24 protein-coding genes are annotated in these 25510 nt (G+C 44.6%); 16 read left to right on the top strand and 8 right to left on the bottom strand.

The annotated features are described in order from the left end of the window. Window positions 1–61 precede the first annotated feature (61 nt). Window positions 62–1222: a 3-phenylpropionate MFS transporter gene (locus L3V25_RS14185; RefSeq protein ID WP_237296147.1), complete on the bottom strand. Its 1161-nt coding sequence runs from the start codon at window positions 1220–1222 to the stop codon at window positions 62–64. 203 nt (window positions 1223–1425) lie between these two features. Between L3V25_RS14185 and L3V25_RS14180 the strand changes: the two genes are divergently transcribed. From L3V25_RS14180 to fis, 11 genes are all read left to right on the top strand, one after another. Further along, a complete protein-coding gene (locus L3V25_RS14180; protein ID WP_237296229.1) occupies window positions 1426–3255 on the top strand; it encodes a DUF294 nucleotidyltransferase-like domain-containing protein in 1830 nt (609 codons plus the stop codon). A 4-nt stretch (window positions 3256–3259) separates the two neighbouring features. Further along, window positions 3260–3895 (top strand): 3'-5' exonuclease, encoded by a 636-nt coding sequence (locus L3V25_RS14175; protein WP_237296146.1) that lies wholly within the window; start codon window positions 3260–3262, stop codon window positions 3893–3895. 178 nt (window positions 3896–4073) lie between these two features. After that, a complete protein-coding gene (gene acs / locus L3V25_RS14170) occupies window positions 4074–6020 on the top strand; it encodes an acetate--CoA ligase (protein ID WP_237296145.1) in 1947 nt (648 codons plus the stop codon). A gap of 361 nt (window positions 6021–6381) precedes the next feature. Continuing rightward, window positions 6382–6840, top strand: a complete 459-nt coding sequence (gene aroQ / locus L3V25_RS14165; protein WP_237296144.1) for a type II 3-dehydroquinate dehydratase — start codon at window positions 6382–6384, stop codon at window positions 6838–6840. 113 nt (window positions 6841–6953) lie between these two features. Then, window positions 6954–7412 carry an acetyl-CoA carboxylase biotin carboxyl carrier protein gene (gene accB / locus L3V25_RS14160; protein WP_237296143.1) on the top strand — a complete coding sequence of 153 codons (459 nt, stop codon included), beginning with the start codon at window positions 6954–6956 and terminating at the stop codon, window positions 7410–7412. Window positions 7413–7467: 55 nt separating this feature from the next. Next, complete coding sequence (gene accC / locus L3V25_RS14155; RefSeq protein WP_237296142.1) at window positions 7468–8814, top strand: acetyl-CoA carboxylase biotin carboxylase subunit; 1347 nt, start codon at window positions 7468–7470, stop codon at window positions 8812–8814. A 366-nt stretch (window positions 8815–9180) separates the two neighbouring features. Then, entirely contained in the window at window positions 9181–9465 is a 285-nt protein-coding gene (locus L3V25_RS14150; protein WP_237296141.1) for a YhdT family protein, read from the top strand. After that, entirely contained in the window at window positions 9458–10906 is a 1449-nt protein-coding gene (gene panF / locus L3V25_RS14145; protein WP_237296140.1) for a sodium/pantothenate symporter, read from the top strand. Before L3V25_RS14150 ends, panF begins: the two co-directional genes overlap by 8 nt. A gap of 98 nt (window positions 10907–11004) precedes the next feature. Further along, window positions 11005–11895 (top strand): 50S ribosomal protein L11 methyltransferase, encoded by an 891-nt coding sequence (gene prmA, locus L3V25_RS14140; RefSeq protein ID WP_237296139.1) that lies wholly within the window; start codon window positions 11005–11007, stop codon window positions 11893–11895. A 159-nt stretch (window positions 11896–12054) separates the two neighbouring features. Next, window positions 12055–13023 carry a tRNA dihydrouridine synthase DusB gene (dusB, locus tag L3V25_RS14135; RefSeq protein ID WP_237296138.1) on the top strand — a complete coding sequence of 323 codons (969 nt, stop codon included), beginning with the start codon at window positions 12055–12057 and terminating at the stop codon, window positions 13021–13023. 133 nt (window positions 13024–13156) lie between these two features. Further along, window positions 13157–13453, top strand: coding sequence for a DNA-binding transcriptional regulator Fis (gene fis / locus L3V25_RS14130; protein WP_027695356.1), 297 nt, complete (start codon window positions 13157–13159; stop codon window positions 13451–13453). Between the two features lie 112 nt (window positions 13454–13565). Here the strand turns inward: fis and L3V25_RS14125 are convergent, their stop codons facing one another. Together L3V25_RS14125 and L3V25_RS14120 are read right to left on the bottom strand one after the other, a co-directional pair. After that, window positions 13566–13745 carry a hypothetical protein gene (locus tag L3V25_RS14125; protein WP_237296137.1) on the bottom strand — a complete coding sequence of 60 codons (180 nt, stop codon included), beginning with the start codon at window positions 13743–13745 and terminating at the stop codon, window positions 13566–13568. Continuing rightward, the gene (locus tag L3V25_RS14120; RefSeq protein ID WP_237296136.1) at window positions 13742–14593 is read right to left on the bottom strand and encodes a helix-turn-helix transcriptional regulator; all 852 of its coding nucleotides are present in this window, start codon (window positions 14591–14593) and stop codon (window positions 13742–13744) included. The genes L3V25_RS14125 and L3V25_RS14120 overlap by 4 nt, the downstream gene beginning before the upstream one ends. Window positions 14594–14731: 138 nt before the next feature. On the opposite strand from L3V25_RS14120, the gene L3V25_RS14115 reads away from it, so the two are divergent. Further along, a complete protein-coding gene (locus L3V25_RS14115) occupies window positions 14732–15661 on the top strand; it encodes a DMT family transporter (RefSeq protein ID WP_237296228.1) in 930 nt (309 codons plus the stop codon). Window positions 15662–15722: 61 nt separating this feature from the next. Here L3V25_RS14115 and L3V25_RS14110 read toward each other — a convergent pair whose 3' ends face one another. Both L3V25_RS14110 and malX read right to left on the bottom strand, forming a co-directional pair. Continuing rightward, window positions 15723–16901, bottom strand: coding sequence for a MalY/PatB family protein (locus tag L3V25_RS14110; RefSeq protein WP_237296135.1), 1179 nt, complete (start codon window positions 16899–16901; stop codon window positions 15723–15725). Between the two features lie 135 nt (window positions 16902–17036). Continuing rightward, the gene (malX, locus tag L3V25_RS14105) at window positions 17037–18617 is read right to left on the bottom strand and encodes a maltose/glucose-specific PTS transporter subunit IIBC (RefSeq protein WP_237296134.1); all 1581 of its coding nucleotides are present in this window, start codon (window positions 18615–18617) and stop codon (window positions 17037–17039) included. A 270-nt stretch (window positions 18618–18887) separates the two neighbouring features. Here malX and malI point away from each other — a divergent pair, with 270 nt between their 5' ends. From malI to purD, 4 genes are all read left to right on the top strand, one after another. Then, entirely contained in the window at window positions 18888–19910 is a 1023-nt protein-coding gene (gene malI / locus L3V25_RS14100; RefSeq protein WP_237296133.1) for a Mal regulon transcriptional regulator MalI, read from the top strand. A gap of 58 nt (window positions 19911–19968) precedes the next feature. Further along, window positions 19969–20172 (top strand): hypothetical protein, encoded by a 204-nt coding sequence (locus tag L3V25_RS14095; protein ID WP_237296132.1) that lies wholly within the window; start codon window positions 19969–19971, stop codon window positions 20170–20172. A 226-nt stretch (window positions 20173–20398) separates the two neighbouring features. Continuing rightward, window positions 20399–21991 (top strand): bifunctional phosphoribosylaminoimidazolecarboxamide formyltransferase/IMP cyclohydrolase, encoded by a 1593-nt coding sequence (purH, locus tag L3V25_RS14090; protein WP_237296131.1) that lies wholly within the window; start codon window positions 20399–20401, stop codon window positions 21989–21991. Between the two features lie 112 nt (window positions 21992–22103). Continuing rightward, window positions 22104–23399 (top strand): phosphoribosylamine--glycine ligase, encoded by a 1296-nt coding sequence (purD, locus tag L3V25_RS14085; protein WP_237296130.1) that lies wholly within the window; start codon window positions 22104–22106, stop codon window positions 23397–23399. Between the two features lie 83 nt (window positions 23400–23482). Here the strand turns inward: purD and L3V25_RS14080 are convergent, their stop codons facing one another. The 3 genes from L3V25_RS14080 to L3V25_RS14070 form a co-directional block, all read right to left on the bottom strand. Further along, entirely contained in the window at window positions 23483–24214 is a 732-nt protein-coding gene (locus L3V25_RS14080) for a DUF1481 domain-containing protein (protein WP_237296129.1), read from the bottom strand. 88 nt (window positions 24215–24302) lie between these two features. Further along, window positions 24303–24575, bottom strand: a complete 273-nt coding sequence (locus L3V25_RS14075; protein ID WP_027695367.1) for an HU family DNA-binding protein — start codon at window positions 24573–24575, stop codon at window positions 24303–24305. A gap of 251 nt (window positions 24576–24826) precedes the next feature. Further along, window positions 24827–25420, bottom strand: a complete 594-nt coding sequence (locus L3V25_RS14070) for a DUF416 family protein (protein ID WP_144387632.1) — start codon at window positions 25418–25420, stop codon at window positions 24827–24829. Window positions 25421–25510: the final 90 nt, after the last annotated feature.

Genomic DNA, 25510 nt, shown 5'->3' with positions numbered 1-25510 from the left:
TCGCTTTACGCTTAATTTGTGGGCTCAGTGCGAAATTATTGGATTATAAATTCTCATCAAATCAGTCGGATGATTTTAAGCTTTTAGGAGCATCTAATTTAATCAGTAGAGCCAGCACGCCCATCGCCGCCATTATCCAAAAAACACCCGCGCCCCACGCTTGATAGCCCCAGCCACTTAACGCCGTCATCAAGGCAACAAATGCGCCTAACGGGATCGCATTATACAAACCTTGCAATGGCACCATGAGATGGTCATCAGACTGCTGGATATAGCGAATCGTGGCAAAGTGAGTCTGCGCGAAAGTTAGGCCATGCAATGTCTGTAAACCCGCCAACAGCCAAACATCATGAGTCAGCGCCAGACCACTCCAACGGACAATTGCTGCGACAGAAGCCACCAAAAACATCGCACGCAGTGACCAGCCTCCGAATAATCGCGCGCTAAACGCAAATAACAACACTTCGGAAACCACCGAAAAACTCCACAAATAGCCAATCACCGACTCGGGAATCCCTACTTCTTTCCAATGAATAGCACTAAAACTGTAGTAGGCAGCGTGAGAACCTTGAATCAGTGCAATCAAGCACAGGAATTTTACGACTGGCCATTGCTTGACTAGCCCAATAAGTTTCGGGCGTTCTTGATGCTGATCGGCGGCTTGAGTCACAGGTAGTTGAGTTGGATTACGCAGAGAAAGCAGCGTGGCCACCAATAAACCCGCCATCGCCGTATAGACAATCATATCCGCGCCGAAACCATTGGCTAAATAACCCACCAAGGTTGAACCGACGATAAAGGACACCGAGCCCCATAGTCGGCTACGTCCATAATCAATCACTTTCAATTTACTGTAATAGTTAGCGACCGCATCGGACAACGGCATACCGGGGCCAAAGCTGGCATTAAAACCAACCGTCGTTAACGCCAGCCACCAGAAATTGCCGCCGGTCAGTACGTGCAAGCTACAGAAAATTAACGAGATAAACGTCAGAATGCGCAGAGCCGGTAATAAGTACTCGACTTTATGCAGCCTTGGAGTGAGTAATAAATTGGTCACACAGCGAGTTGCAAAACCTAGTCCAATTAACAGCCCAATATCGGCTGAAGAAACACCTTGTTGTGAAAGCCATAAGCCCCAAAAAGGCAAGTACACGCCATAAACAAAAAAGAAGCCGAAAAAGTATTGCGATATCCAGCCAAAAGGCGCGGGCTTGAGCATGATTTCATCCAAGGGTTTGTGAGATACAAAAATCAGGCGACATTATGCCTGTAATCCCACGGGGTGACTATTCCAGTCATGTTAAAAATACCGAGTCACCCATACTCCAATTAAGGCATATAGACCAAAGTCGTCTAGCGAAACATCAGCAAAATCGCCACACTGAAATCTCCCATTTTTGTATGAGTATGAGTGTGGTTGCCATGCCTGATAAATTTAATATGACATTAGCACCCTTTGATCGCTTGTCAGAACAGCAACAGGCACAACTACGCTCGAATCTTGATGTGGCTTATTTTCGCCAATCCGACACCATACTCACTCCGGGAAAATGTGATGAAAACCTGTATGTATTAATTAAAGGTGCGGTAGAAGAAACCAGTGATGATGGTCGAGAAGTGTTCGCTCACTACGCCCATGAAGACATGTTTGATGTGCGATCGCTACTTGATGGCAACATAAAGCATCGTTATACCGCCCTAGAAGATACCCTTACCTACCTACTTCCTCGACGTATTTTCTTAACTTTATATAAAGAAAATGAAGACTTTGCCGCTTATTTTGATAACAACTTATCCGCTCGCCAACAACGAATTGAACAAGCGCATAACCAACAAAATTTAGCTGAATTTATTCTGACCAAAGTTGATGCGGCTATCTACACCCCAGCACTAATACTTGAGGCGGATGCCAATTTAAAACAAGCCACCGAACAAATGCAGCAACATGGCAGTGATGCGGCGTTAATTGCCCTACCCACTTACCGACATACCAATCAGCAACATACCGATTCACAGTTGCCATTTGGCATTATTACTCGTACCGATCTATTGCACGCGATTGCCCTAGATCAGCAACCGCTTGATTACCCGGCGCAGCAAGTGGCGAATTCTCCGGTTCTGCATGTACCAGAAGGTGATTATTTATTTGATGCCATGATCATGATGACCCGTTACAAATGCAAACGCCTTGCTGTGACTCAAGGGCAACAAATTGTCGGCATGCTTAATCTCACCCAAGTATTGAGCGCATTTTCGACCCATTCACACGTATTAACCTTGAGAATTGCTAACGCCAGTAATCTAGAAGAACTGATCGATGCAGCCAGCCGACAACGAGAATTAGTGCACACCCTGCAACATAACGGGATTCGTACTCGATTTATTATGGAGCTTATTTCAGCGGTCAATGAACAGATCATAGAGAAAGCTTTTGAGCTTATCGTGCCAGCGCATTTACATGATCATTGCTGTTTATTGGTACTCGGTTCAGAAGGACGTGGCGAACAAATTCTCAAAACCGATCAAGACAATGCGTTAATCATCAAAGATGGTCTGCATTGGCATCAATTTGGCCCTTTGATGGACAGTTTCAGTGAGACTTTGCAACGGCTTGGTTATCCACCTTGTCCCGGTAAAGTGATGGTCAACAACCCTGAATGGGTCAAAAGCCAACTTGATTGGAAAAAATGCCTACAACAATGGGCTAAAGAAAGTTCGTCATCTTCGGTGATGAAGCTGGCGATTTTTTCTGACGCTCAAGCCATTGCCGGCAATAAAAGCCTACTCGAACCACTGAAACAACAACTGCACACTTTAATGCACAATAATGGTCTCGGCTTGATGGAATTCGCTCGTCCGGCACTAGGCTTTGCGGTGCCATTAACCTTTTTTGGTCAAGTGAAACAAAGTAAGCAAGGCATTGATATTAAACAAGGTGGGATTTTCCCGATCGTACACGGCATTCGCACTTTGGCACTAGAGCATCAAATTCTCGCCAGCAATACTTTTGAGCGAATTGAACAGCTGCAAAAACAAAATATTTTAGAAAGCTTAACCGCTGATAATTTATCGGAAGCCCTCAAACTGTTTATCAAGTGGCGACTGTCGCAGCAGCTAATTTGCCAACATAGTCATAATCAATTGGATGTTCAAAGCCTCAATCGTAGTGAGCGCGATCTACTACGTCATAGCCTACATGTAGTCAAAAAATTCAAGCAATGGCTTGGCTATCATTATCAAATTAGGGAGTAAGCGTATGAATACTCTGCAGCGTTTATATTGGTTTTATCGCCTCAAAGGGTCCCCGTACCAACCATTATTTGGCACGATCCCCAAAGGCGAATTTGTGTCTCTGGATTGCGAAACCACCAGCTTAAATCCACAACAAGCGGAATTGGTCACCATTGCGGCTACCAAAATCATCAACAATAAAATCATTACTAGTGAGCCGTTTCATATCAAGCTGAAAGCGCCGCAATCGTTATGCTCCAACTCAGTGAAAATTCATCATATTCGCCACAATGATTTAACTGAAGGCTACTCGGAAGCAGAAGGGTTAGAGAAGTTACTGGCATTTATCGGCAATCGCCCATTGGTGGGATACCACATCCGTTATGACAAAACGATACTCGACCGCGCTTATAAAAAGCATTTTGGGTTTCCACTACCTAATCCATTAATTGAAGTCAGCCATCTTTATCATGAGCAACTAGAGCGTCTACTCCCCAATGCTTATTGCGATTTAAGTTTAGAGGCGATTTGTCGACATTTAGAACTGCCGATTCAAGAACGCCATGATGCGCTACAAGATGCCATTACTGCGGCATTGATTTATGTTCGGCTCACTTACGGCAGCATGCCAAACCCAAGTCTTGCCTATCGAAAAGGTTAAAAACATCCGATCTAGCTCTCATTTCACCCGATAATTTGAGCTAAAAAACCTTTATTAACAACATCTAAGCCTAAAGTCTAATTGTAGAAAACACCTCATAGGCGGAAAGTAAGATAAAACAAAAAAGACAAATCCCTACAGATTAAGAATTGAGTCCGACTCAAGCAAGGAGAGCCCAATGAGTGAAGTTCATATTCATCCAGTTAAAGACAACATCTTGCAGCAAACTCACGCCGACAATGACACCTACCTATCGATGTACCAAGAATCGATCAATGACCCGCAAGGTTTCTGGGGCAAACATGGCAAGATTGTTGATTGGATCAAACCTTTTACTCAGGTTAAGAATACTTCTTTTGAACCTGGCAACATCAGCATCAAATGGTTTGAAGATGGCCAGCTTAACGTCTCAGCTAACTGTATTGACCGCCACCTCGCAGAACGTGGTGATGAAGTGGCGATTATTTGGGAAGGTGATGATCCAAACGATGACGCGCAAATTACCTTTAACCAATTACATGAAAAAGTGTGTCGCTTCTCCAATGTATTAAAAGCGCAGGGCGTGAAAAAAGGCGACGTGGTTTGTCTTTATATGCCAATGGTGCCAGAAGCCGCCGTTGCCATGCTGGCGTGTACTCGTATCGGTGCTATCCATACTGTCGTTTTTGGCGGTTTCTCTCCTGATGCACTTGCCGGTCGTATTATTGATTCCAACGCAAAAGTTGTGATCACAGCCGATGAAGGGGTACGCGGTGGACGCGCCGTACCACTTAAAGCCAACGTAGACCAAGCTTTGCAAAACCCAGAAACCAATATCAGCAGCGTAGTGGTTTTCCAACGCACTGGTGGCAATGTTGAATGGAATGCAGAACGTGATATTTGGTGGCATGAAGCAACCGAGCAAGCCTCGCCAGAATGCGCACCAGAACCGATGAATGCCGAAGACCCGCTATTTATTCTCTACACATCAGGTTCAACCGGCAAACCCAAAGGCGTACTTCATACCACTGGCGGCTACCTAGTGTACGCCACCATGACATTCAAATATGTGTTCGATTACCAACCGAATGACGTGTTCTGGTGTACCGCCGATGTCGGTTGGATCACTGGCCACACTTACCTTGTATATGGTCCACTCTCTAACGGCGCAAAAACCATCCTATTTGAAGGTGTGCCAAACTACCCTAACACTAGCCGCATGAGCGAAGTGGTTGATAAGCATCAAGTTAGCATTTTATATACCGCGCCAACGGCGATCCGTGCACTCATGGCGAAAGGTGATGAAGCGATTAAAGGCACCAACCGTTCTAGCTTACGTATTATGGGCTCGGTAGGTGAACCAATTAACCCAGAAGCTTGGGAGTGGTACTACAAAACCATCGGTGATGAGCGCTGCCCGATTGTTGATACTTGGTGGCAAACTGAAACCGGCGGCATTTTGATCACACCTCTTCCGGGTGCTACCGAACTAAAAGCAGGCTCAGCGACACGCCCATTCTTCGGCGTACAACCAGCATTGTTTGATAATGAAGGCGGCACACTGGAAGGTGCTAACGAAGGTAACTTAGTGATCACTGACTCTTGGCCGGGACAAATGCGCACTATTTATGGTGACCACGACCGCTTTGAGCAAACCTACTTCTCAACCTTTAAAGGCGTGTACACCACAGGTGATGGTGCTCGTCGTGATGAAGATGGTTATTACTGGATCACAGGCCGTGTGGATGACGTGCTTAACGTATCCGGTCACCGCATGGGTACCGCGGAGATAGAGTCTGCGCTTGTGGCATTTGATAAAATTGCTGAAGCGGCGATTGTTGGTATTCCACATGATATTAAAGGTCAGGCGATTTATGCTTATATCACGCTGAATGATGGTGAATTCCCATCAGCGGAATTGCATAAAGAAGTCAAAGATTGGGTACGTAAAGAAATTGGCCCAATCGCCACGCCAGATGTGTTGCATTGGACGGATTCACTACCGAAAACTCGCTCAGGCAAAATTATGCGTCGAATCTTACGTAAAATTGCCACTGGCGATACCGGCAACCTAGGGGATACTTCTACTCTTGCCGACCCAAGCGTAGTCGACAAATTAATCGAAGAAAAAGCGAATTTGGTGTAGATAGCGATCGCGACACCTGAAGCGTAAAAATAGATAACAAAGACCGTGGCTTAGGCTGCGGTTTTTTTTCATTACTCGATTCTCGGGCACTACGCTGCTCGTGGCTCGAAAAAGAAAAAGCCCTCCTCACTTCAATCATAATGTTGAAGGTTTCACATCAATGTCGAGAAACGAGCCTCGAGACTCCGAAAACCGGCTATCACCTCATTAGACCAGTAAAATGCTGCGATTTGCGCTGATTTAGCTATAATTGGGCAAATTATTAGATGTAGAGTCATTTTTTTTGCTATCTTACTTAGCAAAGCATCAAAATTATGACATGATGCATTTTACATTCACTTTAATGGATATTAGCCACACAATGTCAGCAAACTTACGAGTTCTAGTCTTAAATGGGCCGAATTTAAATTTGCTCGGGTTACGTGAACCGACGCATTATGGTTCTAATACATTGTCCGATATTGTTAATAACTTGGAGGCGCAAGCTAAAGAGTTAGGTATTGAACTGTCGCATCTACAATCGAATCGTGAATACGAATTGATCGAAGCGATTCATGCCGCTTACAACACTATCGACTTTATCATCATCAACCCTGCCGCGTTTACCCACACTAGTGTGGCACTACGCGATGCATTGCTTGGGGTGAAGATTCCATTTATTGAAGTGCACCTATCGAACGTTCATGCTCGTGAAGCTTTCCGCCATCATTCTTATCTTTCAGATAAAGCGGTTGGTGTAATTTGCGGGCTCGGCGCTCAAGGTTACCAATTTGCACTCTCGGCAGCGCACACTCATTTAAGCCAAACCACATCGGCTTAATGATTTCGCTACCAAGATTTCGCGCGTTCAACTTACTTGGACGCGTTTACGACATTGGCAGTAGTTTTACTATTGTCGTGACAATGAATAATTAAACTAATAGAGAACACATTATGGATATTCGTAAAATCAAGAAGCTTATCGAGCTAGTAGAAGAATCTGGCATCGCTGAACTTGAAATCTCTGAAGGTGAAGAATCAGTACGCATCAACCGCTATAGCAATCAAGCGGCTCCTGCGGCTCCAGTTCAATATGCGGCAGCTCCGGCTCCAGCAGCGCCTGCGGCTGCACCCGCGGTATCTGAACCAGCAGCGCCTGTGGCTGCTCCAGTAGAAACGGGTCACAAAGTACTTTCACCAATGGTTGGTACTTTCTACCGTTCTCCAAGCCCAGAAGCGAAATCTTTCATCGAGATTGGCCAAAGCGTACAAGAAGGTCAAACTCTTTGTATCGTTGAAGCAATGAAAATGATGAACCAAATTGAAGCTGATAAAACAGGTGTTGTTAAAGCTATTCTTGTTGAAGATGGCCAACCTGTTGAATTCGATCAACCGCTTGTTGTGATTGAATAAGTCTGTTGTCTCAAACAGATCTCACATCATTAACACGGTAACAAGAGGCAATAAAATGCTAGATAAATTAGTCATCGCGAACCGAGGCGAAATCGCCCTACGTATTCTTCGCGCATGTAAAGAGCTAGGCATTAAAACGGTCGCCATTCACTCAACGGCTGACCGTGATTTAAAACACGTACTACTTGCAGATGAAACCATTTGTATTGGTCCTGCTCGCAGTACTGATAGCTACCTAAACGTGCCACGCATTATTTCTGCTGCAGAAGTATCGGGCGCAGTTGCTATCCACCCAGGTTACGGTTTCTTATCAGAGAATGCCGATTTCGCTGAACAAGTTGAAAAATCTGGCTTCATCTTCGTTGGCCCGAAAGCGGAAACTATTCGCCTAATGGGTGACAAAGTGTCTGCTATCAACGCAATGAAAAAAGCTGGCGTACCTTGTGTACCGGGTTCTGATGGCCCGTTAGACGATGACGATGCGAAAAACCGCGCCTTTGCAAAACGCATTGGCTACCCAGTGATCATCAAAGCCTCTGGTGGTGGCGGTGGTCGTGGTATGCGTGTAGTACGTAAAGATGCCGATTTGGTTGAAGCAATTGCAATGACTCGTTCTGAAGCAAAATCTTTCTTCAACAATGACATGGTTTACATGGAGAAATACCTAGAAAACCCTCGTCACATTGAAGTTCAAGTATTAGCAGATGGCCAAGGCGGCGCAATCCACCTAGGTGAGCGTGACTGTTCAATGCAACGTCGTCACCAAAAAGTGGTTGAAGAAGCTCCGGCTCCAGGTATTACAGAAGAAATGCGTCAATACATTGGTGAGCGTTGTACGCGTGCTTGTATTGAAATCGGCTACCGTGGCGCAGGTACTTTCGAGTTCCTATACGAAAACGGCGAGTTCTACTTCATTGAAATGAACACGCGTATTCAGGTAGAGCACCCAGTGACAGAAATGGTAACCGGCATTGACCTAATCAAAGAGCAATTACGTATTGCTGCCGGTCAGCCTTTATCATTCACGCAGAACGATATTAAGATCCGCGGCCATGCGGTTGAGTGTCGTATCAATGCGGAAGATCCAGTGCGCTTCCTACCTTGCCCGGGTAAAATCCAACACTTCCATCCACCAGGTGGCATGGGCGTTCGTTGGGAATCTCACGTGTATGCTGGCTACTCTGTACCGCCACACTACGATTCAATGATCGGCAAGCTAATCACTTTCGGTGAAAACCGTGATGTTGCAATTGCACGTATGAAGAATGCACTAGGTGAAACCATCATTGATGGCATTAAAACCAACATTCCTCTACAGATCGACATCATGATGGATGAAAACTTCCAACACGGTGGTGCAAACATTCACTACCTTGAGAAGAAGTTAGGCTTACAAGACTAACCTCTTATCGAGATAAGCAAGTATCAAGGCCGTAGTGAAAACTGCGGTCTTTTTTTGTTTTCGGATTTCGGGACTCGGGCGCTGTGCTGCTCGTTTCACGAAAAGAATTCTGGTTTCGAGTGACGCGTCTCGTGTTGCGTGTAAGAGCGATCAGCCTCTCGCAATATTTTTTTCTCTTACTTTTACTCGCAACACGAAGCGAAGCGCTCACGCAACGCGCAACCATCTTTTCGCTTTTCCAAGCCACGAGAAGCGCAGCGCCCTAGCTACGAAAGTCGATCTCCTAGAAACCTCTTCCCATTTGTGTTTCTTTTGATTGTTTGTAAAAATGCTCCCCCTCTCTTCACCTCAGTAAAGATCATCCCGATGAAAACACTACAGGCTCGTTATCGACAAGCACACAAAGAAGCTAAGTGGGCGATTGGCCTAGCCTTAGCTTATTTTGTCTGGTGGTATGTTTCCGCTTATGGTTTAGCGCCTAGCCCTGAAAACATCACCGAGATGCCGACTCTCTATTTTGGTTTGCCATTGTGGTTTTTAATGGCCTGTGTGGTCGGCCCGGTTGTCTTTACTTTACTGTGCGCCGCGATGGTGAAATGGATCTATAAAGATATGTCACTAGAAATCGAACAAGAAGATCACCATGAATAGCCAAATTCTTATCCCGTTAGCGTTATACCTTATTGCGGTGTTCGGTCTGGCTTTTTGGAGTAGTCGCCACAGCAACAAACAAGGTTTTTTAAATGAATACCTTGTTGGTGGTCGTAGCATGGGTGGCTTTGTGTTGGCGATGACCCTTGCAGCTACTTATGCCAGCGCCAGCTCCTTTATTGGTGGCCCGGGCGCGGCCTATCAAATGGGGCTTGGTTGGGTATTACTGGCGATGATCCAATTACCGGCTACTTGGCTGACTCTCGGCGTATTAGGTAAAAAGTTTGCCATTGAAGCTCGCCGCCATAACGCGCTCACCTTGAACGATATTCTATACGCCCGCTATAAAAATCGCGGTGTGGTGGTGTTTGCTTCGTTATCTTTATTGTTAGCTTTCTTTGGCACCATGGTGGTTCAATTTGTCGGTGGTGCCCGCTTGCTGCAAACCGTAACTGGGCTTTCTTATACTCACGGCTTGATGATTTTTGCTATTACGGTTGGTTTGTACACGACCATTGGCGGCTTTCGTGCTGTCGTAATGACCGATACCTTGCAAGGCATCATGATGATTATCGGTACGATTGCATTGCTGGTCGGCATCGTGCATGCCGGTGGCAGCATTGGTGAGATCGTTACCGACTTACACAGCATAGACCCAGCTTTAATTACGCCTTACGGGCCAAACCACTTTCTCACCGAACCTTTTATGATGAGCTTTTGGGTACTGGTATGTTTTGGGGTAATTGGCTTGCCTCATGCCGCGGTGCGCTGTATGTCATATAAAGACAGCGGCTCTCTACACAAAGGCATGGTGATCAGTACCATAATGGTAGCGCTATTAATGCTAGGCATGCACTTAGCCGGCGCTTTTGGTCGTGCTATCGTGCCGGATATCGCTAGCCCTGACCAAATTATGCCAACCCTAATGATCACGGTTCTACCGCCTGTGGTTGCCGGAGTTTTCTTAGCTGGGCCAATGGCGGCAATTATGTCGACGATTGACTCACAATTAATTCAAGCCTCCGCGACCCTGTTGAAAGACTTGTACATCAACTACATCAATCCTTCGATGGCACAAGGTGAAAAAGCGGAAAAAACGCTACCGAAGTTATCATTATGGGTCACCGGTATTTTTGCTGCATTAGTGTTTGTCGCGGCACTTAATCCACCGGATATGATCATCTGGCTAAATCTATTGGCCTTTGGCGGCATGCAAGCGGTATTCCTGTGGCCATTGGTATTAGGGCTTTACTGGAAGAACGCTTCGGCAACTGGCGCTTTCGCTTCAATGGTGGTTGGGCTGTTTTCTTATATCGCATTCAGTACCTTCAAACCGGATATGGGCGGTGTACATGCCATCGTACCGACACTACTACTTGGGTTAATCGCTTTCATAATTGGTAGTAAGCTCAAACCCAATACTCAGCTTCAAACCGCATAATAAGAAGGCTGTATATAATCTCTACAAGGCGAAGCGCATCTGCTAAACTTCGCCTCAATTCTTATTTATCCAAATTAACCTAGCAAGAGGCCAATCCCATGCCTTGGATTCAAATTAAACTAAATGCCACTGACACTAACGCCGAAGCAATAGGCGACATGTTAATGGAAGAAACCGGCGCGTTATCTGTCACTTTTTTAGATGCCAAAGATACCCCAGTATTTGAACCACTACCGGGTGAAACTCGTTTATGGGGTGAAACAGACATCCTCGCGCTTTACGATGCAGAGATTGATACTCAACTAGTCTTAAATCAAATCAAAGGCAGCCAAATGCTCAGCGACGATTTTGCTTATAAAATTGAGCAAATCGAAGATAAAGACTGGGAACGTGAATGGATGGATAACTTCCACCCAATGCAATTTGGTAAGCGTCTATGGATTTGCCCAAGTTGGCGCGAAATCCCAGATCCAAGTGCCGTCAATGTGATGCTTGATCCGGGCCTAGCATTTGGTACCGGTACTCACCCAACGACCTCAGTATGTTTAGAGTGGCTAGAAGGGTTAGATCTTGAAGGCAAAACCGTCATCGACTTTGGTTGTGGCTCTGGCATTTTAGCAATTGCGGCCATCAAACTCGGCGCTGCCAAAGTGATTGGTATTGATATCGATCCACAAGCTATTCTGGCTTCACGCGATAATGCTGAGCGTAACGGCGTAGCAGACCAATTAGAGTTATTCCTACCTCAAGACCAACCAGAAGGCTTAATTGCCGATGTAGTAGTTGCTAACATCCTTGCAGGGCCATTGCGCGAGCTTTCAGGCGTGATCACTAGCCTAGTCAAACCAAGTGGTTTATTGGCTATGTCAGGTGTGCTTGATTCGCAAGCGGCCGATGTTGCGACTTACTACCAAGATACTTTCGAGCTTGACCCAATTATCGAGCAACAAGAATGGTGCCGCATCTCGGGTCAAAAAAAGCCTCAATAGCACAGCATTAAAAACTTTTTATCTCTACCCTCGGGGCTAATTGACTGAAAATTAGACAATTTCGCAAACTATTTATGAAATGGTCAAATATTAGTCTTTTCACGCCCCGAAAAAATGCGTAAAATGCGCGCCCTTGCCGAGATGAAGTGTGATGCTGTTTTGAAAATCGGAAACTATACATTACCGAATAACCTAATCGTCGCCCCGATGGCGGGTGTGACCGATAGGCCGTTTCGTGAATTGTGTCTTCGATATGGTGCAGGTATGGCTGTCAGTGAAATGATGTCCTCTAATCCTAAAGTTTGGAACACATCCAAGTCGCTACAACGCATGGTACATGAAGGCGAATCGGGCATTCGTTCTGTACAAATTGCGGGCGCAGATCCTGATCTTATGGCGCAAGCTGCGCAAGTCAGTGTTGAAAACGGTGCTCAAATCATCGACATCAACATGGGTTGCCCGGCAAAAAAAGTGAATAAAAAACTGGCAGGTTCCGCGTTATTGCAGCGCCCCGATATTATCGAGCAGATATTAAAAGCGGTGGTGAATGTAGTTGAGGTTCCAGTAACCTTAAAAACGCGCACAGGATGGGACACAGACAATAAAAACTGTGTTGAAGTTGCCAAAATGGCTGAGCAATGTGGCATACAAGCGTTGGCACTCCACGGGAGAACGCGAGCTTGCATGTACAAAGGCGAAGCAGAATACGACAGCATTAGAGCCGTCAAACAAGCTATCTCTATTCCGGTGATCGCCAACGGTGATATTGATAGCCCAGAAAAAGCGAAATACGTATTAGATTACACTGGTGCGGATGCTCTAATGATCGGTAGGCCTGCCCAAGGTCGACCTTGGATTTTTAACCAGATCCAACATTTTTTACAAACCGGAGAACACTTGCCACCGCTTCCAGCAGAAGAAGTGCAAGACATCTTAATCGGTCATGTTCAAGCCCTTCATGAGTTTTATGGAGAGTTTTTAGGCCCTCGCATCGCTCGTAAGCATGTGGGTTGGTATCTAAAAGAGCATGATGGTGAAGGTGAGTTCCGCCGTATTTTCAACGCCATCGAAGATGCAGAAAAGCAAATTGATGTGCTAAGAAATTATTTTTATACCACGAGTATTTAAACACTCGCAGCAAGACGACCCGCGAATGAAGCCTAGTGATTCAGGTTAATAAGCATCGTCAACAACGCTGTAGCTTTAAATATGACGGGTATCGTTGCATTATAACTATCAAAACGAAGAGCTAAGACTAATTATGTTCGAACAAAATCTGACTTCAGAACCATTCACAGTTACTACTGTTACATCACAAGACCAGATCACACAGAAGCCACTACGTGACTCTGTAAAAGCATCTTTAAAGAACTACCTTGCTCAGTTAAATGGCCAAGACGTTAACGATCTTTACGAATTAGTATTAGCTGAAGTTGAGCAACCAATGCTAGACATGGTTATGCAGTACACTCGCGGCAACCAAACTCGCGCAGCGAACATGATGGGTATCAACCGTGGTACTCTTCGCAAGAAGCTTAAAAAATACGGCATGAACTAAAATCTTTATATGAACTAGGCATTACGCTTATTCAACCCCCTAAAGACCGCATTCATTGAGTGCGGTTTTTTTGTATCTCATCAAACCCACACCTGAGCCCACAATGAGCTTTCTATTGCTTATTCAACGCTCTTTTCAATAACTCCTGCTGCGCGGCATACTTTTCTGCTTTTGATTGCCCATCGGTGGTGAGACTTTGTAATTGTGCTTGGTCTAAATCTTTCAGATAACTAAAATCCTGTTGGCCTTGCATACTTGCGACAAGCGTTTTTAATTTTTCAAATAAACTCATTCGGCTTCCTTTTCTAAGGTTGTGGTGATTTGTTGTCGGTAGACGGCGGGAGTGAGTCCGGTATGCTTACGAAACATTTTAATAAATGCCGAAGCATCGCTGTAGCCTAGTTGGTAAGCCACTTGATTTATTGGCTCTGGCTGTTTTAACAGTTGTAGTGCCGTGACTACCTTCAACCTCTGCCGCCATTCATTAAAGCTCATTCGTAAATGCTTTTGAAAACGTCGATGCAATGTTCGTTCAGTAGTAAAGGCTCGCTTAGCCCATTCAGACATTGGACAGTTGTTCGCGGGGTTGGCTTCTAGCTCGGCCAATACCGGTTGTAATAATGGGTCGGTGGTGGTCGGCAAAAAGTCATCCACTTGGTGAGCACTTGCTAACCGCTCAAGTAATACATCGATCAGGCATGTATCTTGATGGCTTTCAATTTTATCCACTTTACGTGCTACGAGATCATCAATAATGGCGAGCACTAAAGGCGGTAAGGCAATCATGCAAGCCTGAGTCGGCAAATGATGAGAGCGAGAAACATCAATGTTAATCGCGCAATATTCAATGTCTTGACGATTAAACGCTCGATGGGGAATTTGAGCCGGAGTCCAAATGGCAAAACCGGCTGGTGAGACCATTTTGCGTCCATTAACTTCCATCTCCAATACGCCTTGTTTGATCAAATGCACCTGCCCCCAGTCATGCTGGTGAGTCATGGTTTCAGTGCCACCCGCAATATGAAAGTAATGCACAAACACCGCACTCGGCAGTTGCTCAACCAACTTAGGCATAAAGGTTGGGTTTGTTGTTTTTTCTTTTGCTTTTTTCTCTGTCATGTTACCGACCTCGGTATCCATTTGTCTGAACCTGCCGACTCACTGTCCGATCAAGCCTATTGGCTCTCCAACTTTTCGTGCCACACTCTACCCTATAGGTAAAACGTTTTATCAAAATACTAAATAGCTGGTAGATAAAACTCTCCATGAGGAAGAATGATGACCGTATTTAACCGTAAATTATTTATTCAGTGCTTGTTTCCCATTTTTGCCGTAGCAATTTGGGCAACCAACGCTGTCGTGAGCAAAATGGCGACAGCAACGATTGAGCCAGGTGCGATTGCTTTTTATCGCTGGTTTGTCGCCTTACTGGTACTCAGCCCTTTCTGTTTGGTCTCAGTCATAAAGCAATGGGCGGTAATTAAACGCCACTTAATCAAACTCACGGTACTCGCGTCATTGGGTATGGTACTTAACCAAAGTCTGGCGTATTACGCCGCCTACACCACCAGCGCGACCAACATTGCGATATTCCTCTCTCTGATGCCGTTAATTGGTCTTTTTCTTGCTGTGCCGCTGTTAGGCTCTCAATTACGTAAAACCACCTTAATCGGCGCGGTGATCTCTTTCTCGGGCTTGTTGTATATGCTGACCGAAGGAAACCCTTTGCAATTAATAGAGCAAGGCTTAAAACAAGGCGATATGCTGATGCTCGCTTCCACTTGTGCTTATGCGTTGTATTCCGTGTTGCTTAATAAATGGAAGCTACCTTTAACAACTTGGTGCGCGGTATATTGTCAGGTACTACTTGGGGCGTTATTACAACTACCATTACTATTTTCAAGTCAGCATTGGGGCATTGAAAACAACGCCTGGCCAATGGTTGGTTTTGCAGCGCTTGCCGCCTCGATTATTGCCCCTTGGTGTTGGTTAAAAGGCGTGGCTTTCATTGGTGCAGAACGGGCGACTTTGTTTATGAATTTAGTGCCGATTTTTACCGCTAGCATCAGTGTGTTATTACTTGGTGTTCACCCTACTCAGTTTCATTTAATTGGTGGAGGTTTGGTGTTTATCGGTTTAACTCTGGCTCAATATAAACCGAAGCCTCAGGCTAAACTGCCCTCTAGGTTGGTTATCAACAAAACCTAAAACCACCCTAAACCAGCGCAATAAGACCGCCCTAGATAACGTTTCTAGGGCGGTCTTATGATTAACCTTTATGTTGTAGCGTTTGAATTGCCGCTATTAACGCCGTTAAGCCAGTTTCTACTTTGCTGCGTGGACAACCAACATTAAGGCGCACATAGCCTTCACCTTCTTTGCCATAAGTATCTCCTCGCATAATCGCGACCTTATGCTCTTCAATCAAAAGGCGTTGCAGCGCATCCATATCAATATTAAGCGGCTTTAAATCAATCCAAGCTAAGTAGGTACCTTGAGGGACTTGATAGTTTAATTGTGGGAATGCATGGCCTAATTGCTCGGCAACATAACTCAGGTTGCCGTGTAAATATTGTTTTAATGCCTCTAACCACGCCTCACCTTGTTGATAAGCAGCAATATGAGCAATGACCCCAAGAATCGCAGGCGAAGACAAACCATGCGCCGCTTTTAATTGAGTAAGGTAGGCATCACGATGCTCTTGATTGGGAATAAACGCATAAGCACCGGTTAATGCGGGGATATTGAATGATTTAGAGCCAGAACTCACCAGCGCCCACTGATCATCCTTTGCGACTTGCGACCAAGGAATGTAACGCTCAAACGCCATGTCCATATGAATATCATCGGAAATCACTTTGACATTATGCTTCTGACAAATCTGCGCCATACGTTGCAGCTCATCGAGCGTCCACACGCGGCCAGTCGGATTTTGTGGGCTACAAAGTAATAGGATTTTGCATTGTGGCAACGCAGCTTGATCCTCAAATTGCGACCAATCAATCTCATAACTGGTTTCTGTTTTGATTAAAGGACTGGTGAGCATTTGTCGATAATTGGCAGACAACATATTACCAAAGGCGTCGTAAGCCGGAGTGTGTACTAACACACCATCACCCGGTTTGCTCCAAAGCTGAATTAATTGAGAAATAATGTAGATCACCGAAGGGCCATATACTAACGCCTCAGATGAAAGCTTGGCATCATAACGCTTGGCAAACCAATCAGTGACGGCGCTTTTAAACTGTTCATGATTCCAACGGCTATACCCTAAGACGCCATGCTCCATTCGCTGCTTTAACGCATCAAGAACACAAGGAGCGGTTTCAAAGTCCATATCCGAAATGGTAAACGGTAATAAATCAGCCTGACCAAAACGGTCTTGAACATAGTCCCACTGAGTACAAAAAGTGCCGTGGCGATCCACCACACGAGAAAAATCAAACATATTTACCTCATCCCGAATAGCAATAAACTTAAAGTTGATATATATCCAAGTGACTTCAAAATGCAGAAATCACTTGGGTATAAATCAATAAAAGGGTAGAGAAACTCCCTACCCTTTATCCCTCAATCAACCACCTTAAGCAGGCGTGTTCATGAGTGTTTGCATTTCATTTTTCACCATATGCACTTGTGGACCAATCACCACTTGCAAATTATGCTCATCCAGTTTGACTACCCCTAGTGCACCATTGGCTTTCAACACCGCATCATTCACTAGTGACATATCTTCAACCGACATACGCAGGCGAGTAATACAGTTATCAAGAGAAGTGATATTTTTCGCACCACCTAGCGCCTCAAGAATAATGTCGCCTTTGTAACCTAGCTTGCTTTCTTTCACTTCCGCAGCAAACGCTAGTTCATCATTAGTCTCCACTTCACGACCAGGTGTTTTCAAGTTAAAGCGAGTAATCGCAAAACGGAACACACCGTAATACATCGCAAACCAAACAGCCGCCACTAATGGCACCAAATACCATTCCGTCTTAGTACCTTGCAATACACCGAAGATTAAGAAATCAATAATGTTGCCATCGGTATTACCGATCGTAACCCCAAGTAGCCCCATAACCATAAAGCCAAGGCCAGTTAAAATCGCATGCACGAAATATAATACTGGTGCAACAAACAAGAATAAGAACTCTAATGGCTCGGTAATACCACCGACCACACAAGCAACCACACCTGATAATAATAGAGCTTTCACCTTGCCGCGATTTTCAGGGCGTGCGCAGTGATACATAGCTAATGCGGCACCCGGTAAACCACCTAAGAATGTCGGCATCTTTCCTTGCGATAAGAAAGCCGTTGCTTGAGGATCAAAATTGGTCACATCAGAACAAGAAAGTTGAGCGTAGAAAATATTTAAAGCACCGCTCACTTCAGCACCACAAACTGGCAAAGTACCGCCCGCTTCTGTAAAGCGAATCAAAGCAACTAAGATATGATGCAAACCAAATGGCAGCAACATACGCTCACCTGTACCAAATAAGAACGGACCAAATGGACCTGCATGAGAAATCACAGAACCAATACCATTAATCCCAATAGCAAAATATGGCCATACAAGCGGAACAATAAGACCTACCACACCTAGTACTACCGCTGTCACGATAGGTACAAAGCGCGCACCACCGAAGAAGGCTAGTGAGTCAGGCATTTTGTAGGTATAAAAACGAGCATGTAATTTCGCCACGATAATACCGACGATTACCGCACCTAGAATACCGGTATCAATGGATTGAATACCAATGATCGACTTCACACCATAAGCCGTTTCAAGTTCAGCATTACCAATCACGCCTGCGACAGTAAGATAGAAGTTAACGGATAAGTTCATCGCAGCAAAGCCAACGAAACCAGAAAATGCTGCTACGCCTTTTTCTTCACGAGCTAAACCTAATGGAATCGCTATCGCAAACATTACAGGTAAATAAATAAAGGCGACCAAACCAATTTTGGTCATCCACATGAAGATCAGCTGAAGGATAAAATTATCAAGAAAAGGTAGGCTTTCCTTAACCGCTGTACTAGATAATGAACTACCGACCCCCAGTAAGATCCCGGAAAAAGCAAGCAGTGCTACAGGTAACATGAAGGTTTTCCCTAAGCTTTGGAAAAACTCCCACATGGTGGTTTTATTCTTTGTATTGGACATAATTGTCACTCCACATCATCAAATATCGCTTGATTAACCAGATAAAAAGACTGCTAAAACGTTTTATCAATTTGGTCATAAAAAATGCTGACTGATATAAATACTCATCATTGCCAGCATTGTGTTTAAATTCGACGTAAAGGATAAAACGTTTTACCTATATATTTTGCAAACTTGATCACGGTTATTTGCTACTAAAACAAGCATTGTTTGATTTTGTGATCACGATAAAAGAATCTATCTCTATACACTTTTATTGATTGGCGGACCATGAGCACACCAAAACCGAAAATTACCGATGTGGCCAAACATGCTGGCGTATCGGTTTCTACCGTATCGTTAGCATTAAGCGGTAAAGGACGAATTTCTGAAGCAACGATCCATAAAGTCAATCAAGCGATTGAAGCACTAGGTTATGTTCGCAATACTGCCGCCGCCAACTTGCGTTCTCATACCTCTAATTTAATCGGCTTAGTACTCAAAGATATTACTGACCCTTTTTACATGGGCATTACCGCCGGCCTTAGTGATCAATTAGAGAAACAAGGTTACATGTTGTTTTTGGCACAATCGGGTAACGATAAAACGAAACAATTAAATTGCCTGCAATCTATGATCCAACAAGGTGTGGCTGGGCTGGTTTTTTGTCCGGTGAGAGAAGGGGCACAGGCCAGTTTCGAATTAATCAAACAAGCCAATATTCCGGCAATTAGTATCGCCAGAGCGGATATCAACGTAAACATTGATTACATTGGTCCTGACAATACTCACGCTGCCACCTTGGCGACAAAACATCTCATAGAACAAGGTCATCGTCATATCGCCTACCTAGGGGGAACCGGAGATTCATTAACTCGCGCAGAACGTATCGGTGGTTATTGCTCGACCTTAATGCAATATGGTTTGCCATTTAAAAATGAATGGATTGTTGAGTGTGGAAAAACTCAACAACAAGCCTCTGATGCCGCACACGAATTGCTTAATAAGCACCCTAAAATCACTGCAATTTTATGTCATCGTTCTGCTACCGCAATCGGCGCAATATACGGCGCTCAAGCCGCAGGAAAGACCATAGGCAAGGATAACTACATCGGACAAGAGGTAGCAATTCTAGGTTTTGATGATGCTGCTGAAGCCGAGCTCACGACGCCATCGCTTAGCTTTGTTGATACCTCAACGCACTACATTGGCCAACAAGCCGCATTACAAATCATACGAAAAATGCAGCAACCGAATTTGCCACCACAACGAATTATTGTTCCGCCAAAAATGATTCTGCGAGACTCCGCTTAACAACCCCACCACATCAGGTTATCATTTAACCACTTTTACAATGGATCAAGGATGAAACATGAAAAGTTCTACTCGTTACCCTCTCCTATTATTAGCGGCAGCAACGTTACTTGGCTGTGCCAATCAAGATAAGCAAGAGTTTAAAGAAGGCGCTCGTGATGCGGCTCAGGCCACTAAAGAGGCTGGTAAAACCATAGGTCACGCCACCCGTGATGCTGCTAAAGAAACTGGCCACTTTTTCCGAGATATATTCAAAGACTAAGTTTTTGATTTTGCTTAACATACAAAAAAGCCAAACGATTGCGCGAGCTTTTTGGTTTGAAGTTAGTTAGAATGTGCGCCATCAAATCTTGGAGTTTTGTGATCGATTGGTCACCACTCTCAAACAATTAAGATTTTTACCAAAGTATGCTGGGACTTGCTCTAGTTTCACTTTGGCAAACATCTTTTTCTGTTTTTAACTCCGTGATTTAAGGAATATGGAAGCCATGCAAAACGCTCGCCCAATTCGTCGCGCTTTAATCAGCGTATCTGACAAAACTGGTATTGTGGAATTCGCTCAAGCACTCACTCAACGTGGTGTAGAAATCCTTTCAACTGGCGGCACTTTTAAGCTGCTGCAAGATAATGCCATCACCGCCACAGAAGTGTCTGATTACACAGGTTTCCCTGAAATGATGGACGGTCGTGTTAAGACTCTTCACCCGAAAGTACATGGTGGCGTATTAGGCCGTCGTGGTACTGATGAAGCGGTTATGGAACAACACGGCATCAACCCTATCGATATCGTCGTGGTTAACCTTTACCCATTCGCTGAAACGGTTGCCAAAGAAGGCTGCACACTAGAAGATGCCGTTGAAAACATCGATATCGGCGGCCCAACTATGGTTCGCTCTGCGGCTAAAAACCATAAAGATGTAACCATTGTGGTTAACGCGCACGATTACGATCGCGTGATTGCTGAAATGGATGCGAATGACAAATCTCTAACGCTAGAAACGCGCTTTGATTTAGCGATTGCAGCATTTGAGCACACTGCGGCTTACGATGGCATGATTGCGAACTACTTCGGCACTATGGTTCCTTCTTATGGCGACAACAAAGAAGGTGATGACGAAAGCAAATTCCCTCGCACTTTCAACCAACAGTTCGAGAAGAAACAAGATATGCGCTACGGTGAGAACAGCCACCAAGCCGCAGCTTTCTATGTTGAAGCGAATCCTCAAGAAGCCTCTGTTTCAACCGCTCGCCAAATCCAAGGTAAAGCGCTGTCTTACAACAACATCGCCGATACTGACTCTGCCCTTGAGTGTGTGAAAGAATTCAACGAGCCAGCTTGTGTGATCGTGAAACACGCTAACCCATGTGGTGTGGCATTAGGTGAAGATATTCTAGAAGCCTACAACCGCGCTTACCAAACCGATCCTACATCAGCCTTTGGTGGCATCATCGCATTCAACCGTGAACTAGATGCAGCAACAGCAACCGCTATCACTGAGCGTCAATTCGTTGAAGTGATTATCGCCCCGTCTGTTTCTCCAGAAGCGGTAGAAATCGTTGCGGCGAAGAAAAACCTTCGTCTACTAGAATGTGGCGAATGGACAAGCAAAACGACTGAGTTTGATATCAAACGAGTTAACGGTGGTTTGCTAGTTCAAGACCGTGACCAAGGCATGGTAGGACTGGATGACCTTAAAGTGGTATCAAAACGTCAACCAAGCGCTGAAGAATTAAAAGATGCACTATTCTGCTGGAAAGTCGCGAAATACGTCAAATCTAACGCGATTGTTTATTCAAAAGGCGATATGACTATCGGTGTGGGCGCTGGCCAAATGAGCCGTGTTTACTCAGCCAAAATTGCGGGCATTAAAGCCGCTGACGAAGGTCTACAAGTTGAAGGTTGCGTGATGGCATCGGATGCTTTCTTCCCATTCCGTGACGGTATCGACGCCGCAGCAGAAGCAGGCATTAAATGCGTGATTCAACCAGGTGGTTCAATGCGTGATGATGAAGTCATTGCCGCAGCCGATGAACATGGCATGGCGATGATCTTTACCGGTATGCGTCACTTCCGTCATTAATTTTTTCGTTTCTCGTATTACGTTTCTCGTATCTCGATAGATCGCTTTTGATTTTCCGAGCCACGAGAAACGAGCATTCGATAAACGTATATAAAAAAGAGATCAAAGCATTATGAAAATACTAATCATTGGCGCCGGCGGCCGCGAACATGCACTCGGCTGGAAAGCAGCACAAAACCCAAATGTTGAAACGGTTTATGTGGCACCAGGTAATGCAGGTACCGCGCTTGAGCCTAAGCTTGAAAACGTCAACATTGGCGTAGAAGATATCGAAGGCTTAGTTGAATTTGCGCAAAACAATAACATTGAGTTGACGATTGTTGGTCCTGAAGCTCCGTTGGTAATTGGTGTGGTTGACGCTTTCCGTGCAGCCAAACTGCCTATCTTTGGCCCAACTAAAGATGCCGCGCAACTTGAAGGCTCTAAAGCGTTCACTAAAGACTTCCTAGCGCGTCATAAGATCCCAACGGCTGATTACGCTAACTTCACTGAAATCGAGCCAGCATTGGCTTATGTGCGCGAAAAAGGCGCACCTATCGTGATTAAAGCCGATGGTCTTGCAGCAGGTAAAGGTGTAATTGTTGCGATGACGCTACAAGAAGCCGAAGATGCTATTCAAGATATGTTGGCTGGCAATGCGTTTGGTGAAGCTGGTAGCCGCGTCGTGGTTGAAGAATTCCTTGATGGTGAAGAAGCAAGTTTCATCGTGATGGTTGATGGCTCTAGCGTTCTACCAATGGCAACTAGCCAAGACCACAAACGTGTCGGCGACAAAGATACCGGACCAAACACTGGCGGTATGGGTGCTTATTCTCCTGCGCCTGTCGTGACACCTGAAATCCACCAGCGCGTGTTGGAAGAAGTCATCTACCCAACCGTTCGTGGCATGGATGAAGAAGGCTACCCATACACAGGCTTCCTTTATGCCGGCCTTATGATCATGGCAGATGGCACGCCTAAAGTGATCGAATACAACTGTCGCTTTGGTGACCCTGAAACTCAACCTATCATGATGCGTATGCAGTCTGATCTCGTTGAGCTTTGCTTAATGGCGATTGATGAGAAATTAGATGAAGCAGAATCTCACTGGGATCCACGCGCTTCAATCGGCATCGTATTAGCTGCCGGTGGTTATCCTGCGGATTACGCGAAAGGTGATGTGATTAGCCTACCTGCCGCTAATGATATTGAAGGTGAGAAAATCTTCCATGCAGGTACAGCGAACAATGCCAATGGTGAGGTCGTGACAGCCGGTGGACGCGTACTATGTGCAACGGCATTAGGTAACACGGTCTCAGAAGCTCAACAGCGTGCTTATGAGCTTGCCAAACAAGTGAGCTGGAATGGTATGTTCCATCGTAATGATATCGGTTATCGTGCGATTGCTCGTGAACAAGAGCAGAAATAAATTCTCAGCCCAATAAAACAGTAAAAGCGCGTACTTGATAAAAGTGCGCGCTTTTTTATATTCAAAACCAATAGAATTAATTGTTAATTCATAATCAGGTGAGCTCGTTGAATACAACCATGAACCGGCTTCTCCAACGATAATAACTTCTCAACCGTCACGGTTTTACTCTTTTTATCTTTATAACCAATAAACGCAGCATAACTGTTTAAACTATTAATTCGTTGTTTTACCGCCGATGGTACGTTAGCAACTTGATCGAACTGCAAATTGTTATATTGAATGCCATCACATGAGTCAAAGGTACTACCATTCCATACCCCTTGAATTAGCTCAAAACCTTGATCATGAATATCATCAACTTTTTTGACTAAGTCTTCCGCTTGTTGCGAGTAATAATCTAAGTCTTTTTGGTTTAATGGTAGTATTTGATTATCTAAACGATAACGCTGATAAATCGCCTCGCCTTCAGAACTAAAGCGAATATGCACAAGAAATGGCTTTAAACCATCACTACTTTGTTGCATTTCACCTTCACGAACAATTTCTTTAATAGTGCCGTCTTGCCATTGGTAACTACTTTTATACCAAGCATTATCCGGCAATTGAACGTAATCTGATGCCACTTTCGGCTTAGAGAGAGCTCGGGTATACCAATAGAAAGCTTTTGAAGTACCCTCTAGCTCGCCACCGGATAACTCGGCGGACTCGACTGAGCCTGAGAATTTACTGCTGATATGATCTGTCCACGAGCCAGGTGATGAGCAGCCGGCAAGCAAAGATAAGGCAAGAATGGAAAATAAACTACGTTTCATAAAAAAACTACGCTGAGAAGACACTCAGCGTAGTATATACATAAACAACCGCTGGGTGCGAGTTGCAAATTATCAGGACAAAGTAAAATTATTTTACCGCGTCTTTTAGTGCTTTACCGGCTGTGAATGCTGGAACATTTGCTGCAGAAATTTGGATCTCAGCACCTGTTTTAGGGTTACGGCCAGTGCGAGCTGCACGGTGGTTAATTTTAAAAGTACCAAAACCAATTAGTTGCACTTGATCGCCATCTTTAAGAGCGCCAGTTACGCCTTCAAGAGTTGCTTCAAGAGCCGCTTTAGCTTGAGCTTTAGATAGGTCTGCTTTTTCAGCAATGGCATCGATTAATTGAGTCTTGTTCATTCTAGTTTTCCCTTCTCATTGTTTTTAAGGTCTGAAGTCACTCTAAATCATAAAGGCCCCGTCTGGCAAAGGTTTGTGGCACTTCTTTTGATCTTATGACGTAATTTTGACCATAATTTGAGCCTTAACTCACATTTTGTATTTTTTTAGGAAAATCAGATACAAAATGATGAATTTTAAACTATTAATGCTTTCTTGATTTAAATGACACTACATTCATTAGAATAATCTTTTATGCCAATTTGATTACATTAATGTTCAACACTAATGCCAATATTACTAATGCCTTCTTCACGTAGTTCGATACGTAGCTCTTTGATCAGATCAATATCGCGAACTTCTGATTCACGTAGTGGACGGAATAATGCCCATTGAACATCCCACTCTTGGCAAACCGCTTCATTCTCTTTTTGATTTTCGTTGGTGATTTCGTCACTGCCTTGTGCTTCTTCAAGCTGCGCGACCGTTTTAACGGAGACTTGGCTTAAGTCGATCATCGCTTCAAACATTTCTTCACGGTCGAGCAGAGCATGTAGCAGAATCGATAATCCGATACAGGCATCAATCGCAGGGTATACCGCATAGAATTGATAGTCTTCTGAGCTTGGGATCAACTCTTCTAGCTTTTCAAGTTGACGTTCAAAATTCACTTTGGCAGTTTTAACCGTTAGAACTTCCCAAACACTGTCTAAAATCTCACGGTATTTTCGCGCATCGGCAAATTCGGTGTTTTCACAAAATAAAGCGTAGTTTGGATACATACGCTCACATAAGCAGGCCATGAAAGTCATTTGCTGCCAAGGGACGAATTTTTCTAAGCGGACTTGAAGGGGATTCTGTAGCATAATTACGTTAACTCATTCCAATTAATACCAGACATGGGAAGTGTACTTGATAACCGTATCGTTTACTTGAAAAAGCATTCGGTTTACCTA

It is taken from the genome of Vibrio sp. CK2-1 (assembly GCF_021726515.1).
In the GTDB taxonomy this organism is placed as follows: domain Bacteria; phylum Pseudomonadota; class Gammaproteobacteria; order Enterobacterales; family Vibrionaceae; genus Vibrio.
The sequence above is the reverse complement of the archived record's forward strand: the minus strand, read 5'-3'. Positions and strand labels throughout refer to the sequence as shown.